18 protein-coding genes are annotated in these 15,925 nt (G+C 46.3%); 6 read left to right on the top strand and 12 right to left on the bottom strand.

Features of this window, described 5'->3' with window-relative positions:
• Window positions 1–22: 22 nt before the first annotated feature.
• Together EXU85_RS24185 and EXU85_RS24180 are read right to left on the bottom strand one after the other, a co-directional pair.
• A complete protein-coding gene (locus EXU85_RS24185) occupies window positions 23–583 on the bottom strand; it encodes a cupin domain-containing protein (protein WP_142774548.1) in 561 nt (186 codons plus the stop codon).
• Between the two features lie 139 nt (window positions 584–722).
• Window positions 723–1,154, bottom strand: coding sequence for an SRPBCC domain-containing protein (locus EXU85_RS24180; protein WP_142774547.1), 432 nt, complete (start codon window positions 1,152–1,154; stop codon window positions 723–725).
• A gap of 233 nt (window positions 1,155–1,387) precedes the next feature.
• Here EXU85_RS24180 and EXU85_RS24175 point away from each other — a divergent pair, with 233 nt between their 5' ends.
• Entirely contained in the window at window positions 1,388–2,029 is a 642-nt protein-coding gene (locus tag EXU85_RS24175; RefSeq protein ID WP_142774546.1) for an outer membrane beta-barrel protein, read from the top strand.
• Between the two features lie 85 nt (window positions 2,030–2,114).
• Here EXU85_RS24175 and EXU85_RS24170 read toward each other — a convergent pair whose 3' ends face one another.
• Window positions 2,115–2,597, bottom strand: coding sequence for a hypothetical protein (locus EXU85_RS24170; RefSeq protein WP_142774545.1), 483 nt, complete (start codon window positions 2,595–2,597; stop codon window positions 2,115–2,117).
• A 120-nt stretch (window positions 2,598–2,717) separates the two neighbouring features.
• Here EXU85_RS24170 and EXU85_RS24165 point away from each other — a divergent pair, with 120 nt between their 5' ends.
• A complete protein-coding gene (locus tag EXU85_RS24165; protein WP_168207861.1) occupies window positions 2,718–3,338 on the top strand; it encodes a hypothetical protein in 621 nt (206 codons plus the stop codon).
• Between the two features lie 183 nt (window positions 3,339–3,521).
• On the opposite strand, the gene EXU85_RS24160 is transcribed toward EXU85_RS24165, so the two are convergent.
• The 3 genes from EXU85_RS24160 to EXU85_RS24150 form a co-directional block, all read right to left on the bottom strand.
• Window positions 3,522–4,025 (bottom strand): hypothetical protein, encoded by a 504-nt coding sequence (locus EXU85_RS24160; protein WP_142774543.1) that lies wholly within the window; start codon window positions 4,023–4,025, stop codon window positions 3,522–3,524.
• 43 nt (window positions 4,026–4,068) lie between these two features.
• On the bottom strand, window positions 4,069–5,064 hold the full coding sequence (locus tag EXU85_RS24155) for a hypothetical protein (protein ID WP_142774542.1): 996 nt from the start codon (window positions 5,062–5,064) through the stop codon (window positions 4,069–4,071).
• Window positions 5,065–5,416: 352 nt separating this feature from the next.
• The gene (locus EXU85_RS24150) at window positions 5,417–6,382 is read right to left on the bottom strand and encodes a hypothetical protein (RefSeq protein WP_246859226.1); all 966 of its coding nucleotides are present in this window, start codon (window positions 6,380–6,382) and stop codon (window positions 5,417–5,419) included.
• Between the two features lie 60 nt (window positions 6,383–6,442).
• Between EXU85_RS24150 and EXU85_RS24145 the strand changes: the two genes are divergently transcribed.
• Window positions 6,443–6,919, top strand: coding sequence for a nuclear transport factor 2 family protein (locus EXU85_RS24145; RefSeq protein ID WP_210422403.1), 477 nt, complete (start codon window positions 6,443–6,445; stop codon window positions 6,917–6,919).
• Between the two features lie 96 nt (window positions 6,920–7,015).
• Here the strand turns inward: EXU85_RS24145 and EXU85_RS24140 are convergent, their stop codons facing one another.
• From EXU85_RS24140 to EXU85_RS36020, 6 genes are all read right to left on the bottom strand, one after another.
• Complete coding sequence (locus EXU85_RS24140; protein ID WP_142774541.1) at window positions 7,016–7,939, bottom strand: PD40 domain-containing protein; 924 nt, start codon at window positions 7,937–7,939, stop codon at window positions 7,016–7,018.
• A 101-nt stretch (window positions 7,940–8,040) separates the two neighbouring features.
• The gene (locus tag EXU85_RS24135) at window positions 8,041–8,850 is read right to left on the bottom strand and encodes a LytTR family DNA-binding domain-containing protein (RefSeq protein ID WP_142774540.1); all 810 of its coding nucleotides are present in this window, start codon (window positions 8,848–8,850) and stop codon (window positions 8,041–8,043) included.
• Window positions 8,847–9,923 (bottom strand): sensor histidine kinase, encoded by a 1,077-nt coding sequence (locus tag EXU85_RS24130; protein WP_246859224.1) that lies wholly within the window; start codon window positions 9,921–9,923, stop codon window positions 8,847–8,849. Before EXU85_RS24130 ends, EXU85_RS24135 begins: the two co-directional genes overlap by 4 nt.
• The gene (locus EXU85_RS24125; RefSeq protein WP_142774539.1) at window positions 9,920–10,936 is read right to left on the bottom strand and encodes a S41 family peptidase; all 1,017 of its coding nucleotides are present in this window, start codon (window positions 10,934–10,936) and stop codon (window positions 9,920–9,922) included. The genes EXU85_RS24130 and EXU85_RS24125 overlap by 4 nt, the downstream gene beginning before the upstream one ends.
• A gap of 23 nt (window positions 10,937–10,959) precedes the next feature.
• Window positions 10,960–11,784: a hypothetical protein gene (locus EXU85_RS24120; RefSeq protein WP_142774538.1), complete on the bottom strand. Its 825-nt coding sequence runs from the start codon at window positions 11,782–11,784 to the stop codon at window positions 10,960–10,962.
• The gene (locus tag EXU85_RS36020; RefSeq protein WP_256366000.1) at window positions 11,781–11,915 is read right to left on the bottom strand and encodes a hypothetical protein; all 135 of its coding nucleotides are present in this window, start codon (window positions 11,913–11,915) and stop codon (window positions 11,781–11,783) included. The genes EXU85_RS24120 and EXU85_RS36020 overlap by 4 nt, the downstream gene beginning before the upstream one ends.
• Before the next feature lie 121 nt (window positions 11,916–12,036).
• On the opposite strand from EXU85_RS36020, the gene EXU85_RS24115 reads away from it, so the two are divergent.
• The 3 genes from EXU85_RS24115 (at window position 12,037) to EXU85_RS24105 (ending at window position 15,798) form a co-directional block, all read left to right on the top strand.
• On the top strand, window positions 12,037–13,041 hold the full coding sequence (locus tag EXU85_RS24115; protein ID WP_142774537.1) for an NAD(P)/FAD-dependent oxidoreductase: 1,005 nt from the start codon (window positions 12,037–12,039) through the stop codon (window positions 13,039–13,041).
• A gap of 73 nt (window positions 13,042–13,114) precedes the next feature.
• Window positions 13,115–13,438: a 2Fe-2S iron-sulfur cluster-binding protein gene (locus tag EXU85_RS24110; RefSeq protein ID WP_142774536.1), complete on the top strand. Its 324-nt coding sequence runs from the start codon at window positions 13,115–13,117 to the stop codon at window positions 13,436–13,438.
• A gap of 230 nt (window positions 13,439–13,668) precedes the next feature.
• Window positions 13,669–15,798 (top strand): prolyl oligopeptidase family serine peptidase, encoded by a 2,130-nt coding sequence (locus EXU85_RS24105; RefSeq protein ID WP_142774535.1) that lies wholly within the window; start codon window positions 13,669–13,671, stop codon window positions 15,796–15,798.
• The last annotated feature ends 127 nt before the right edge of the window (window positions 15,799–15,925 follow it).

Genomic DNA, 15,925 nt, shown 5'->3' with positions numbered 1-15,925 from the left:
TCTGTGTTTAAACAATTTTTGTTTAGTCGACTTTCAGCGGGGGGCCTACTACCTGCATATCGTGGTCGGCAAAGATTTTGGCGATTTCTTCTTTTGAGGGCTCTTTCTCTAAAGCGGCCATCGTTACGAAAAACTCCTCCATTTTACCGGCTGGCTGGAAAATGACGGTCATTCTGCCCCGTTCACTGACTTGCGTCCAGGCGTGGGGCACTTTTCGGGGCAAGAAAATGCTGTCGCCCGTTTTGAGGTGGAATGTATCCTGACCGACCAGAAATTGATATTCCCCATCCTGAACATGAAACATCTCATCCTGATTGAGGTGAACATGGGAGGGAGTGCCTCGTTTAGGCGATAAAGATGTCTGCTCAAACACCGCCAGATCTCCATTGGTATCTTTCCCCGATACTTTCACATCGAGAATGTTTGAGTTGACTCCCTTCAACTGAATATGCCCATGAAATCGACCCTCACCAGCATTCACTTTGAAACCTTTTGTTGGGCGATCAATAGTGGATGAACGTGCAGTAGTGGCCGCTAACGGCGCAGCGGCCAGGGTTGTTTGAAGAAATTTTCGACGCATCATAATCAGTCAAGTTTAGTTTGGATCGTGTTGATAGCCAGTTTCTTGACTGACTACCTAAGCTACTCCAAAGACCCTTAACTGCGTCGCTGCTCTTAGTAAGCGGTATAATAATGCTATCGTGTGGAATCCTACAAAGCTGTCAGGTGCCTTCCACTAGTTCTTTTAAACCTTTCAGTATACTATCCCAGCCTTTCTCTGAGCGTTCGTAGCGTTCCTGAGCGCCCTTGCCCTGACCCACATCATCCGAAATGGATAAGATCGTTTCGCCATTTTCGTAGGTCAACTCATCCGTCACAGTCGAAAAATTGTCAGGGTCTTTGTCGTCTTCGTTGGCCAGCGTGTATTGCAACAGCTTATTCGGCTCTATTTTTACGATTTGCCCTTTCATCTCAATCTTTTTGATCAGGAATAGTTTGCCTGTAAACAGGATCGTACTTCCCACCTCCCAATCCGAATAGACCTCGCAGTTGAAAAAGTACTGTTTCGTTTTTTCGGGATTGGTCAAAGCATTCCAGACCTCAGAAGGCTCCGCTTTGAGGCTGATTTGTTTCCGCACAACAAATTCGTCCATGGTCGTTTAGCTATGTACCCACAAGCCAGGCCGCGTTCGGCCTCAGCCAGTATAGGTACAGAACACGGGCTGAAGCTCATGGGTACATTTCCGGTAACTATTTTATCCTGTGGCTAAATCTGAAAAAAGGGCCATATTCGTCACACGGAGACAAGGCCCACTTTTCGTAAGTGTAAAATTGCGTGTTAACTAAAATAAGGCTGTGTTGATTTTTTCGTAGGTTACTACAACGTTTGATTATACAACAGAAAAAAGACTACGCGTTATGCAAACAAATCGCTCAAAGTATGAGATACCTTCTTTTTTTACTAACAATTGTATTAGGTAACAGCTACCAATCGTCTGCTCAGTCGAAGAATCGATTCAATATTGGTGCTGGTTACTCCTATTCCAATACAATCATTGCCATAGAGAATACTTTGTTGATTGGAATCGCTCCAATCAAACCTAAGCCTGGGTTTTATGTAAGTTTAGCCTATGAGCATCAACTATCAGGGCTGTTTACTACCCAGCTAGAGCTAAATCTTCAACAGAAAGGACATCGATACGAGAGTTCGGTTGAGCAACGGCTCGTACCAGTCCGTTACACTTATATAGGTATTAACCCTACCATTGGTGTTAAACCAGTGAAGAAGTTAAGCTTTTTGATTGGCCCTGAAGTAAATCTACTAATCAGTAAATCAACCAGTTGGTCTAACAGCAAACCTATTGAAATAGGTTTAACCGGCCGTGGCCGTTACCAGTTTAGTCGCATCGGTATAACAGGGGGTTATTTTAGAGCAATAACTTTTTACGACCTAACGAGTACGGGTACTTACTCATTTACAAACCAAAACTGGCAGGTAGGACTAACTTATCAGTTAAGTCCACGCTAAGTTTAACTAACTTAAATACAGTGGTTGCGGGAAAAGTAGATTGCTGACTTTTGCCAAAACCAATGCATTTAACGTATAGAACAAGTTACTTTGTCAGCACAAATCCTATCTCATTATTGGTATGCAACGAGCTGATATGAATGCGATCACATTCATTGCTGACCACATAAAAATACTCGGCACTAGAACTGGTATTTGTAACATCCTTAAATGTTCGGTACACCACGAATAACTGTTGGGGGTAGTCCGAAAAGGGGCTATTTACAGCTGGATTGTACGTTTTGGTTCGAATTTGACCACTCCCCAAATCATTGGAAAATAGAGTATCAGGGTCAATTATATTGCCTTTTTGGTCGAAGGTCACCGTACCTTTTGTGCTAACTCTACCGGCCCCATTGTTGGCAAGATTAGATTCAAAATGCCATGTACCAACGATATTTTGATCTATAGCGGGTGGATGACAGCCAGGGATTGATATAGAATAATCCGGTGGCGTTAAGGGAAAGAGTTCTTCCTTGCAGCCAGTCAGACCCATAAAAAGTAGCCAGCGAAGTAGCGTCGTTTTCACTTACAAGTGGTTTATTCCCATAACGTCTGAATCATTTTTGTTGTATAATCTCTATAAGTTTTGCAAAAGTCGAGGTCAAAAAGTGTTCACCAAATAGAATCAAAAACTTATGATCTACTTTTGCAACAGCCACTGCACCTATATGACAGCTTTTTAGAAGTACCCTACATGAAATTTATTATTGCTCCAATATGTATGGCTGGGTTGGTCCATTACTTTGCTTTCAGACCAAACCCGGCGGTTTATCAATCCCAGATCGTGCTGAAAGATCCGGTCCAATCCGTTCAGGACTCAATGCGCGTACTACGTCACTTGTGTGAAGCGATCAATCCAACTATATTTCTAAGCTGCTATGTCCGCCAGGATAGCGTTTTTCATTTTAAGGTTGATAAAGCTACTATGCTTGGCTCTCACTACAATATAGGCAGAATCGACACGGTATCCCTACGCAATCCGGGATTTGTTAGTCTGCCGAAAGCCAGGGTTGCTCGGTTGCTAGGAGTGATAAAATTTTTGAATCGCAATCGGATTGGGGGGATTGTTCATGATACATCGACAGAGTCTTGGTGGTATCCTTACCAATTAGATAACCATAACGATATTCAGGGAACACGGTATTTGTTTCTTGTGGAATCGGCGGAAGACACCTTAAAACCTGCTTTTACTTATTACTACAAAATAGTTGATCGTAGAAGTCAACTCATTTTGACAAGATATAATGATGTCCGCCCTCGGAAATAGAGGTAGCCTATTTCATGCTGTAGTGAGCTGTTTATAAAAATAGTCTACTACAAGATAAGATTTCCGATGAACAAGTTATTGCACTATTCTTAAGGCAGGTTTATAGCTAGGAATATGTAAAGAGAATTTTCCTGAAAACTAATTTCTATAACAGGCGGTAGGGGCTAGATAAAATACAATTTACTAGGCCTTTTCTTTTTTTGCTGTTTGACCTATTTGTATTTCCAATTTAGAAATTATTTCATTATAAAAACGACTGTTAATCTTTTTTTCTTCTGCCTTATTTTTCTCAAATTCTTCAGCCGTATCCCAACTACTATTGCCATTATTCACTGCTCGAACGGCTATAGTTGTTATAGTGGAATCACTATCATTACCAGGTGAATTAGCCTCTATTTCAAAATAAGAAATATAATACATCTCCTCTGGTCTATTTGAAAAGTAAATAATTTTACCGTTCAAAGAGCCATATCCACTTTCTTGCCAGCTATCTAAGTATTTCCATTTTTCAGGAATCACATACTCAGGATTATTCTTGTAAAGAACTGCCATTTCTTTGTCAAGACGTTTTTCAGTAGCAGAAAAATTCCATTGCTGAAAGGCTCCTAATGTACCCGCACTAAGTATATCACATCCGGTTAGAGACACGATTAAAACTAACCATTTTGCATATCTCATCTGTTGCATAAGTGGCACTATGTTAACCTAAGAGCATTAAATTTGTAATTACTCACTTTACTTGTAGTTGACCCGTTTGCTCTAAACTTACTGCATTTAGGTAAGGAATAGAGTTCAAGTCAAGCATTCTGATAGTTTTATTTTTTATCTTCCACTCATAATCACTTTTAAAGATTCCAATCTTAACTTTCTTTCCTATTAAATCGGCTTTATTAGCTAAACTATACTTTCTTCCATCTTCTCCATTAAACTTGAAAGTGAACTTATTATACTCTTCTAGAGCAACTCTGACAGTATTGCTTTTTTGGAAAGACTCTATCGTCTGGATATGCCCTTGAAAATATTGTATTTCTGTTGAAGCACTCTTCGAATGAGTAATGATCCAGAATAGGAAATTTAATATAAAAGCAATAGATAAAAATAAATAAATAAACTCGTATGTGTAAACATCTTGTATTACTTCATTTTTAACTCCAGAACTTTTTAAATTGTTATCTTTTACTAAACCAGCATTTGTAAAAAAAGTTAATATTTCTTCAAAATTATCATAACTATCTTTTTCAATTATGATACTAGAATATCGACCTGAAACAACTAAACAATCTTCTTTTTTGTCGGAATAATAGTTCCATTTTTCTATTTCATTAATTGGTAACTCAGTGATGTATTCATTTTTTTGGTCGGCAACAATTATTTTATCAGAGCTTAAGTAGTATATTTTTTTTAAAAACATAGAAATTAGCATTCTAATCAAAATAATCATATAGACTACGATGGTTATAGCAAATGAAGCCCAACTTGCATCTGCAATCGACAGTCCTAAAAAACTTAAAAAGAAAAGCGTAAAAACTATTAACCCGATCCACTGAAGAATATGTGGTTTCTGAGATTGGGAAATGATAGGGTAAATATTGGCTTCTTCCACGTTTTCTAAAGGAGATCGGTCAAAAAATAGTTGTAAGATACCAACTAAGAGAAGAAAAAATAGACCAGCGGTGCAAATGGCATATAACTGTACCAATCTGAACTTAAGCTGATCTTGGGGCATGTTGAAAATAATTCTAAAGTCTTAGTGAAGCCTCTTTTTAAGAATCGACACGCTCGATCTACAGATACTCCCTTAACATAATAGAGACTTTCTTTCTACCCTTTCCAACGTGCAATCGGGGTTGTTTTTAGGGCTTGTACGGGTTGGTTGATCTTAGAATAGTTCATTAATATAAGAGCTCTTACAGGACTTCTATGAGAATAATATAAATATTGGCCAAATAAATGGATCAATTTAGTAGAGTTCAATACCTATAGAAATCAGTAGCTTTTTTGCTGCTCAGGAAAGGCTACTAATTCCCCATTCCATTAAGTAACGAATTTTAGATTTACCCCCTGTTGATTAATAAACCTTAACGCGCCAGCGCCAGTGCTAAACTGTGTAACTCCTGGTTGATGGAGCGTACCGATGACTGAAGTTGATTGAGCATGTTGGCCCGCGCATGGAAATCATCCGCTTTGTAATCGCCACCCTTGCCAAAATAAAGTGCCTGTTCGTCTGGAGAACTGTCGTTGAGAACATAATTCTGCCACCGTTGGCGAATGTTGTGGCTCACCGAATATTGGTTGCTATTGCTGAACACCTTCTCATTCAGTACATACCACACAAAAGGTGGATAAATGGACGACTGCTGATTTTGTTGCCAGACGTCAGTCAATAAGTTGCGTTCATGACTCAGGTGAATCGTCCGATTCGACGAGAAAGCGGCCAACCCACCAAAACCTGCGCCAATAATTCCCCCGCCTATGCCGACTACTTTGCTGGCATTGTCGGATTGAATGAGTGTTGTGGCAACTGTTGTAGCGGCCCCCACAATAATTGATAGGAGTGTTAGCCGTCGGATGCGCTGGCTATCGTACTGATCTAAGTAGGTGCCTAATCGGTTGGCCCGTTCGCCTTCGCAGTCGAGTTCGGCGGCTACGCTGGAAATTTGCGTGGAAGCCACTAAAAGTCGGTTGAGAATTTGTTGATGCTTGACAACGCTTTCCAGGCGGGCATCGGCTTTGGGACTTGTTTCTAACGAGCTAAGTTCTCGTAGCAATGGGATGACACCAATGGCGTTGGCCATAACCAAATCATGGTGAGAATACCGTCTGGTGAGCGCCGTATCGGCTTTCAAAATGGCGTCAATATTGGCCTCTGGTAAATAGGTTGAATCGTATTTGTAGTCGACTGTTGGGTGGCAATAGGTATTCTGGGCGGTCACTTCTTTCTGATTTTGTTTCAGAGACCTACAGGATGTAAAGCACGCAAGAACGCCAATAAACCCGGCAAACCGGATAAGCCATACGCTTAGTTTTGAACCCACAGTCGCCATACTATTTCCATTTATCAACTAGCACAAATATGCCATCTGGCAGGCTCATTGCCAACATATATGGAGCTATCAGGAGAAAACCTTTGGGTCTGGGGCGAGGTTTATTACCTGTTTTATAGGGAGACCAGAGCAATAACAACCAAGCGCTCTACCAGTAATCGACAACAAATCAGGCAGGAAATGGCACAAGACAATCAAACGGGATCGGTAGCAACCGATAGCAAGGAAACCGTGCTGGCCTTCGTACAAGCGATCAATGACGAAGATTTTAAGGCCGCCAGACGTTTGGCGAGCGATGCGATGACGTTTAAAGGTGTCCTTGGGTCGCGGGAGGGCGGTGACGCTTATATCCAGGACATGGAAAAGATGAAGTTAACGTATGCCATCCAGAAGGCATTTGCCGATGGCGATGATGTCTGTCTGCTCTATGATCTCACCATGTCGGGTAAAACGATATTCGGTTGTGGTTGGTACCATGTTTCGGACGGGAAAATAGACTCACTCAAAGTCCTGTTCGATCCCCGGCCTTTTCTTTAGATAGATTTATTGAACACAGAGGCACGGAGAACACAGAAATTATATTTTTTAAACTCCGTGTTCTCCGTGCCTCTGTGTTCAATAAATCTACTTGAATCATTGTCCAACCAAGGCTAGTTTTTTACCGTCAGCATCAATGGCCAGTCGGGTCAACTGCTTAATGCCGATTGAGCTAAAGTCGGCTAGTTGTGTCCAGCTCTGACCACTTTTCGGATTGAGTTGATACAGGATTGCCCCCTGACCCATCAGTATCGTACCATCCGGCGTCCAGACGAAATCTTCACTGCCAGGTAGGGTTGGGGCAATGGTTGTGATCTGGCTCGTTTTTAGATCGAGTTGCTTGATTTCCCACTCGGTGGAGGTCCGTTTATGAACAAAACTCAACGCATTTTTACCCGGAACTCTATGGAGCGAGCGGCCAATGTTACCTTCAATTCGGGTGGTATCGCCGGTACTGACGTGGGCCAGTTGGAGTGAATTCGGTTTACCCAGAATGAACAGAGCCAGCCAGTCGGGTGTGAGCCAGCAATGATAGCCCACGGGTTTCACGTTTGTGAGAATCAGCGTTGGTTCTCCGGTGCCTGAGATCGGGAATTTCCACAAGCGTTGCGTTTTGTCCATCTCCATCCGAATGACTGAGAAGTAAGCTTTATCGGGCGTAACGGTGGGTGAATATTCGCCTTCGGGTGTTTTAGTGAGTTGCGTAGTTGCCTTTGATTGAAGATCGTAGCGGTAGATGTCGGTTTGTCCGTCGTCGTGCATGGAGGTGAACAGCACACTCTTCCCATCTGGCGTAAACGAAGGCTGATTGTCGTAGCCCTTACGCTGGGTCATGTTTACCGCTTTGCTTACCAGCGTAGGCCGGTTTTTAGGTGTCAGATCAACCAGAAAAATATCGGCATCGGGAGGGCCCTGGCCAAAGGTTGCGTTTGAATTGAGTAACAGAAGAAGCAGGGCAAGCCAATGGGAAACAGATGATTGGCTCACAATCGTGTCGATTGAGTGGTTGAGGAATAGCATAGTTTGTCTTTTCAGGTTGATGTAGTTGAAACGCAAACGAGCGTTTGTTCGTAAGCTCGTCATTTTTTCTGTGTATTCCGCCTGCCAAGCTCCATTTGCGCTCACTCTCCCAGCCACTGCCGAAATGCCATCGCTTTTTCGCGGCTGATCAACACGTCTTCTTCCGTAGTTGGCCGAAGATCTACTTTCAATTTGCTGTTGAAATACAAATGGAGTTTCTGCACGGCCTTATGGCCCACAATAAACTGACGATTAGCCCGGTAAAACTGCCGGGGATCAAGCGATTTTTCCAGCTCATCAAGCGAATAGTTGAGTATGTACTGATTATCCGTGTGCGTTTTCAAAAACGTCAGTTTGTTCATTGAATAGAAGTACGCTACTTCCGAGCTATCGATGGGTAACAACCGCTGACCAACATGCACCAGAAATCGGTCGCGGAAGGAAGCAACTGGCGATTGCCGTTCGCTAAGCTGCCGAATTAGGTCATCGATGGGAAGCGTTACGGTAGTGACGCCCCCGTAGGTTTGCTGAAGTTGTCGGAATTTTTGCAGGGCTTTGCGCAGCGCGGTTTCCTGAATGGGTTTCAGCAGATAATCCACGCTATTAACCTCAAAAGCCCGCAAGGCAAATTCATCGTAGGCCGTAGTGAAAATAATGGGACTGGTTACCGATACCTGATTGAAAATAGCAAAGCTCTGTCCATCAGATAGTTCAATGTCAAGCAGAATCAGGTCAGGATGAATTGGGGAATTTGGATCGCCCGATTGAGTGCTGCTTTGCTGCAAATACGCCACCGACCGTTCGATACTGTCAAGTACGGCCAATACCGTAATGTCATCACCTGCCCGCTCCACCATTGCTTTGAGTTGTCGGGCCGCCACCGCTTCATCTTCGATAATCAATACGTTCATGAGGTAGGATTCTGGAGCAAAGGAACCGATACCTGAAAAATGGTATCGGTCTGATGAATAACAATATCGGGCTGATTGAGCAGACGATACTTCGCCGAAATAGTAGCCAGACCCATCTGGTTCGATGGAACGACCGTTTGCTTTCGCTGTAAATTATTGACCACCAGTAAGTTGTGTGCGGCATCGCTATGAATACGAATCGTGAGCGGGTGACCGGTCGAGATACGGTTGTGTTTCACAGCATTCTCCACCAGCATCTGAAGCGTGAGCGGAGGGAGCATATAAGTAAGCACATCGGGCGCAACGTTCACCTCCATTACCAGACCCCGTTCGTAGCGCGTTTTGAGCAAATCGACATAAGCTTGATTGAATTCCAACTCTTTCGCTAGCGGAATCAGCACCTGCTCGTTACTCTGCAATAGATAACGGTATACCTGCGACAGGTTGATGATAAAGGCCACGGCCTGCTCTTTATCGTCCTCCATCACCAACCCCTGCAAGGTGTTCAGGCTATTGAACAGAAAGTGTGGTTTTACCTGCTCCTTCAGCGATTCCAACTGCGTTTGCAGATTGATTTTTTTTAGTTCCTGCGCTTCGTAATAGGTAACAGTCCATTGCCGATACAGATACATGCCTTCGTAAATAGCGGCTACGGGCACGATGCCGAAGAGACCTACCGCCACATTATAAATGTAACGAATAGGTGTATAATGATAGCCCCAGAACATCGTTACGTCGTACAGGAATGTCGTCAACAACCGAAATGAAGCGGTTATGCACAAGAACCAAAGTATCTGGAACAGAATACGTTGGCGGGTCTGGCTTAGATCCGGGTAGCGTCGTCGCGACCTCAGGATGCCATACCGACTGAACGTCCAGAGCAATGACACTTCCAGCAGGCTGAAAACCCAGTCGATCCAGAATTTCTGGTTGTGCTGCCGATTGATTTCGTCGTAAAAAATCCAGTTGGCCAGCAACGCCATCGCTGGAATGCCCACCAGCCGAAACCATTTGTCGTTTAACCGTATCATCCGCCGTTGCCTGAAGGATGCAAAATAAACGCGTGTGTTCATTCTAACAACTCGATAGCTCGCTCCAATGCCCGGTCGTGACCTGCTTTTAATTCCTCCGGTGTATTTTTTATGCGTATTTTCGGCATGATGCCAATACCTTCCAGACTCTGCCCACTAGCATCACGAACGTCGGCAATGGGCACGCGGAAACTCCAGCCGTTGGGCAAATCACGCGGGAGTGCATCGGAGAAAGCGCCCCCCGTTACCTCGCCAATTTGTGTAACCTGCTTGTTCTGCAACATAGCCAGCATGAACGTCTCCGCCGAACTGTACGCCGATAAATTGGTCACTACAACAACTGGTTTGGTGTACTGAAAACGACCGGCTGGCTCCGTGTAAAACTTCAGCTCTGGCGCAAAATCGGCGTGTTTGGGGCCAGTACGCATCCTGGACGTAAACGACAGGTGCCGTTCTGTGGCAAAGCGATTCGCGATGTACTGCGCCACCCGGTCTTCGCCACCGCCATTATCGCGCAAGTCAATGATGATTCCCTTTGTGTCGGCAAGGTATGTCAGCACCGAATCCATCGTTTTTTCGTAGGTCGAGAAGTCGTTCTCGAATCCTTTTAGCAGGATATAGCCAACATTTTGTTTGATTTTGCTGCATACAAATTCGTGCGTAATTTGCTTTGTGCTGGTCAGGTACGTTTTCACTACGTCGCCGTTGTAGTCTTCCACCTGTGTTCGTCCCAGAATTCCACCCGAATACCAGGGTAGTTTTGTATCGGCTGTCGGACGGAGATAGACGTGGTTATCGTCCAGGATGTCCAGCATTTTGGTCATGACCCGATACAGGTCGGCATCGGTCGTTTGTTCAGTTATCTGCGGTCGGTACGTTTTGTAGGCCGTATCCCAGTCGATTTTCTTCGGCTCAAACGTGCCATACAGGCGGTCGTATTCCTGCCATAAATAATCAAAATTCGTAACAGGTGAATTGGGGGTTTGTGGCCCGATGAGCTGTGATGTACAGGCTGTGGTGAGCAGCAATAGCATAAAGAGAGGTATGTTTTTCATTTGTAAGATGGAATGAGCGTGAGTTAAAAATGAATTTCTCCGTCCAGCGAGATCGAACTACTGATTGCCTGGATCGGCCGTGGGTCGGGATAGGACAGGTAGCGGGCCCTATACGTAGCGCCCACACTCATGCGTGAACTCAGCCGATAGCTATAGCCAAACTGTACGTTAACATTTCCCAATTTGCTCACAGTCGCAGCTCGCGTTCCTTGTTTGAAGTAAGCCTCCACATTATTATCCGTCGTCGACTTCGGGAAATTAGACCAGATAGCACGGGTAATTAGCCCCACAACAGCCATGTCAACTCGCAGGGACAGACTGTGATTTGGCTGAAATGCATAGTCTGTTTGCACTACCGGCGAGAATGTTGCCGTATTGACAAGCCAGGGAAAGTTACCGACCTCATCGGCATACCAGGCAGATTCCTGAATCGAACCGCCCACCCATGTGTTGAATTTACCCGGTTCGGTAGCACCGATGCGCCGGAGGTAATCGGCCTCCAGTGTAAACGCATACATGGTCGACGAAATCTGATACGTGAACTCCTTACCATCGCCTATGGGCGTGGTGTAGGTGCGGGGGCCGAATCGGGTGGGATTCATCTGCCCCGCTCCGCCCGAGAGCCGGAGGTTAAACCGCGAATTTTCCGACTGATGTCGATAGGTAAGCCCGAAGAGGGGCAAGGCCTGTCCTGCATACTCAAGCACCGATGCCTGTTGATCGAGCGACCGAAGCCGGAATGTACCCAACGATAGGCCGATGGTGTTTTTATACGTTTGTGCCTTGGCTAACAGGCAGAAGCTAAGGACAAATGATACACTAAAAAGTAGTCTGATAAAGAGATTCATCGCTTTATTGTTTGATTGATGCAACAAAGTTGATACCCGCCAGACTGAACCGGAATACGCTGCCGACGAACCGGGGAAAGTCGCTCACGAACCCGGAAAGATGCGTGCCGGACTGTGAGGAAGTATTCCATTTGCTTATCCATCATTCCGATTTATAATGCCCTCTGATACGAATACGCCCCTACATTTACGGCGTACTGAGAGCGGATTGGATATAGTCATGCCAGACTTAGCGGCCAATCCACCAATCAAATGATAACGACAGATATTTGCATAATAGGCGCGGGTCCGGTGGGCCTGTTCGCCGTTTTTGAAGCCGGTTTATTGAAAATGCGCTGCCACTTGATTGACGCCTTACCCCAGGTCGGTGGGCAGCTTTCAGAGATTTATCCGCAGAAGCCAATCTATGATATTCCCGGTTATCCGGCCATTAATGCCCAGGTGCTGGTCGATAACCTGATGGAGCAAATTGCCTCCTTCAACCCCGGCTTCACACTGGGCGAACGCGTTGAAGGACTTGATCGGCAAAGTGACGGTTCGTACATCGTAACAACCAATGAGGGAACCGCTGTCCATTGTCAGGTGGTCGTTATTGCGGGGGGACTGGGTTGTTTTGAACCGCGTAAACCTGAAATTACTAATCTGGAGCGGTTTGAAGGTAAGGGTGTTGCCTATATGGTCAAGAATCCGGAACAGTTACGGGATCGTCGGGTGGTGTTGGCCGGTGGGGGCGACTCGGCTCTCGACTGGGCAGTTTTTCTGGCCGATGTTGCCAGCGAAGTCACGCTGGTGCATCGGAGCGATACGTTCCGGGGCGCTCCTGACTCGGCCGAAAAAGTGTTCAATCTGGCCAGTCAGGGACGAATCAATCTGGTGCTGCAATCGACTATCACGAGCATCAATGGCAATGGGCATTTGCAGGAGGTGAGCATTACGGCCAAAGACAAAACCGTAACCACGCTGCCTGCCGATCACCTGATTCCGCTCTTCGGCCTGACGCCCAAACTCGGGCCCATCGCCGATTGGGGCCTTACGATTGATAAATCGGCTATCCATGTCGATACGACGGATTACTCCACGAATGTTGAACGCATTTACGCCATCGGCGATATAAACACCTACCCAGGTAAGTTAAAGCTGATTCTGTGCGGTTTCCACGAAGCCGCACTCATGTGCCAAAGCGCCTTCCGATACGTTCACCCCGATCAGAAACTGAGTTTTAAATACACAACCGTTAACGGCGTTCCTACGTTTTAGTAGTGAGTGGAATAGGTGGAATAAGTACTGCCACCAGCCCCATCCACTCCACTTACTTCACTCACTCCACCAAATGATCCAATTTACTATACAAGACCGTACCGGCGACCGACAGCCGATCGAAATTCCTGAGGGCATTAACCTGAGTTTGATGGAAGTACTGAAAGCGTCGGACTACAACATCCTGGCCACCTGTGGGGGTATGGCGCTCTGTGCCACCTGCCACGTCCAGGTGTTGAATGGGCTGGATGCCCTATCCGCTCCGCAGGATGCCGAGCTAGATATGCTCGACACCTTACCCGACGCTGAATCCGATAGTCGACTGGCTTGTCAGATTCGAATTGATGAATCAGTGGAGGGCGCAATTTTTAGAATCAAGAGCGACGAACCCGTGTAGGTGGATCAGTTTAAAGTTTGAGGTTGGCTGACGCGAGAATAGTGTGCGTCAGCCAACCTCAAACTACAAACCTCAAACTTTAAACTAAAGACTAGTTCAACTTATAGCACAATAGGGCTGATTTGTAGAATTTTATTTCTCCGATCGAGCAGAATAGGAAATAATATGCTTAGTTTGAGTCGTTCAGCTAATTGGCTCATTCAAGCATAGTCTTCTTCATTCAGCAGCCCATGAAAACGCTTACCTTCTTCTGCCTAACGCTAGGCTTTTTTCTTACTCAAACAACTCGTTTACAAGCCCAATCCTTCTCGCTGGAAGCCGTAAAAAGCTATCCGTTTCCAACTGAATTGACGAGTTCGGCAACGGGGTCGCGCATTGCGTGGGCGTTTGCAGAGCAGGGCAAACGCAATGTGTATGTGGCCGAAGGGCCAGACTTTACGCCCCGAAAACTCACCAATTATACGGACGATGATGGACAGGAAATCACTAGTCTGTCCATCTCCAGTGATGGAAAATGGGTCGTTTATGTCCGCGGTGGCGATCATGGTTCCAACTGGGACGATGAACTGCCGGTAAATACCATGTCCTCCCCCGTTTCGCCTAAAGTGCAGATCTGGAGTGTGCCCTTTGCGGGTGGTGAGCCGAAAGCCATTGCCGAGGGTGATGCGCCCGTTATCTCGCCGAAAAGTGATCGGATTGCATTTATAAAAGGTGGTCAGGTTTGGGTTTCGCCGATGGATGCTTCGTCGGCAGCAAAAGCACTCTTCAACGCACGCGGTACGAATAGCTCCATCGAATGGTCGCCCGACGGGGCGAAACTGGCCTTTGTCTGTGATCGAAAAGACCATGCGTTTGTAGGCGTGTTTACCGATGAAAAAACACCGATTAGCTGGATTGCACCGTCGTTCTCAAAAGATGATTCGCCACGTTGGTCGCCAGATGGAAAACGGCTTGTATTTGTTCGTACGTCCGGCACGGGTGGTGCTCCCGATTCTATTCTTGTTCGTAGACATCGCCCCTGGTCTATCTGGACCGCCGACGTAGCCTCAGGAATCGCGTCACCACTCTGGCAGGCCCCTAAAACGCTGGCCGGTTCGGTACCCAGTACGCATGGGGGCTTTAATCTCCACTGGGCGGCTGGTGATCGAATCGTCTATTTGTCTTATGAAGACGGCTGGCCGCATCTGTATTCGATTGCATCGACCGGTGGCGCACCCTTGTTATTAACCCCCGCTCCGTTTATGGCCGAGCATATTACCTTGAGTCATGATGGAAAATGGCTGGTATTCAGTGGTAATACGGGCCCGGATAAATTAGACATCGACCGACGACACGTTGTACGGGTTCCCGTCGATAAAGCCGCTATGGAAGTCGTTACGCCCGGCGCTGGGCTGGAATGGATGCCGGTTGTAACGGGCGATGGTGCCACTATTGCCATGATTAGTGCTACCGCGCAACGCCCTCCCTTGCCAACGGTCATGGCGTTTACGAAAGGTACGCCCAAAATTCTTGCTCAGAATCTGGTGCCTGCCAGTTTTCCGCAAAACCAGTTAGTAACCCCGAAGCAAGTTGTTTTTAAAGCACCAGATGGGATGACGGTACATGGCCAGCTTTTTGAACCCGTTGGTGGATCTGGTAAGAAACCCACGCTCATTTATGTGCATGGTGGCCCACCACGGCAGATGCTGCTGGGCTGGAATTATTCGGATTATTATGCCAACTCATACGCGCTTAATCAATACCTGGCCAGTCAGGGCTTTGTGGTCTTATCGGTTAATTATCGGCTGGGCATTGGGTATGGCTACGGCTTTCATCAGCCTGCCGACGGTGGCGCGTTGGGGGCGTCAGAATACCAGGACGTTCGGGCGGCTGCTGTCTGGCTCTCAGAACAACCGCAGGTCGATCCCGCTAAAATTGGTATTTACGGCGGGTCATACGGCGGTTACCTAACGGCTCTGGCACTCGCCCGCGATTCTAAACTCTTCGCAGCGGGCGTCGATATCCACGGTGTGCACGACTGGAGCCAGCAACGGGGAGCCGGCGGAGAAGCCTCGACCGGCCGGTTTGAAAAAATCCCTGATCTGGAGACGGCCAATAAAATCGTGTACCAATCCTCGCCCATTTCGTCGATCAGTAACTGGACGTCGCCCGTGCTGATCATTCATGGTGACGACGACCGAAACGTACGTTTCAACCAGAGTACCGACCTCGTTCGGCGGCTCGACAAGCAGGGCGTACCCATGGAAACCCTCGTCATTGTTGACGATACCCACCACTGGATGAAGCACACCAACGCGCTGAAAATGGGGAACGCCACCGCCGAGTATTTTAAGCGGAAGCTGATGAAGCTGAAGCAATAGTTTCGGTTTACGGTATTCAGTATACGGTTTTCAGTTGGCTGACGCATAAACAAACTGCTGACGCCAGCCTGCTGGTGCGGTCAGTAAACCGTATACTGAAAACCATAAACCATAAATACCTTTCTTA

It is taken from the genome of Spirosoma sp. KCTC 42546 (genome assembly GCF_006965485.1).
Lineage (GTDB): Bacteria > Bacteroidota > Bacteroidia > Cytophagales > Spirosomataceae > Spirosoma.
The sequence above is the reverse complement of the archived record's forward strand: the minus strand, read 5'-3'. Positions and strand labels throughout refer to the sequence as shown.

Bases quoted from the DNA above. Each gene is read 5' to 3' on its own strand.
- EXU85_RS24180 (WP_142774547.1), bottom strand. From the start codon at position 1,154: ATGGACGAATTTGTTGTGCGGAAACAAATCAGCCTCAAAGCGGAGCCT.
- EXU85_RS24110 (WP_142774536.1), top strand. From the start codon at position 13,115: ATGATCCAATTTACTATACAAGACCGTACCGGCGACCGACAGCCGATC.
- EXU85_RS24105 (WP_142774535.1), top strand. From the start codon at position 13,669: ATGAAAACGCTTACCTTCTTCTGCCTAACGCTAGGCTTTTTTCTTACT.
- EXU85_RS24140 (WP_142774541.1), bottom strand. From the start codon at position 7,939: ATGCTATTCCTCAACCACTCAATCGACACGATTGTGAGCCAATCATCT.
- EXU85_RS24160 (WP_142774543.1), bottom strand. From the start codon at position 4,025: ATGCAACAGATGAGATATGCAAAATGGTTAGTTTTAATCGTGTCTCTA.
- EXU85_RS24135 (WP_142774540.1), bottom strand. From the start codon at position 8,850: ATGAACGTATTGATTATCGAAGATGAAGCGGTGGCGGCCCGACAACTC.
- EXU85_RS24115 (WP_142774537.1), top strand. From the start codon at position 12,037: ATGATAACGACAGATATTTGCATAATAGGCGCGGGTCCGGTGGGCCTG.
- EXU85_RS24145 (WP_210422403.1), top strand. From the start codon at position 6,443: ATGGAGCTATCAGGAGAAAACCTTTGGGTCTGGGGCGAGGTTTATTAC.
- EXU85_RS24150 (WP_246859226.1), bottom strand. From the start codon at position 6,382: ATGGCGACTGTGGGTTCAAAACTAAGCGTATGGCTTATCCGGTTTGCC.
- EXU85_RS24125 (WP_142774539.1), bottom strand. From the start codon at position 10,936: ATGAAAAACATACCTCTCTTTATGCTATTGCTGCTCACCACAGCCTGT.
- EXU85_RS24120 (WP_142774538.1), bottom strand. From the start codon at position 11,784: ATGAATCTCTTTATCAGACTACTTTTTAGTGTATCATTTGTCCTTAGC.
- EXU85_RS24155 (WP_142774542.1), bottom strand. From the start codon at position 5,064: ATGCCCCAAGATCAGCTTAAGTTCAGATTGGTACAGTTATATGCCATT.
- EXU85_RS36020 (WP_256366000.1), bottom strand. From the start codon at position 11,915: ATGGAATACTTCCTCACAGTCCGGCACGCATCTTTCCGGGTTCGTGAG.
- EXU85_RS24130 (WP_246859224.1), bottom strand. From the start codon at position 9,923: ATGAACACACGCGTTTATTTTGCATCCTTCAGGCAACGGCGGATGATA.
- EXU85_RS24185 (WP_142774548.1), bottom strand. From the start codon at position 583: ATGATGCGTCGAAAATTTCTTCAAACAACCCTGGCCGCTGCGCCGTTA.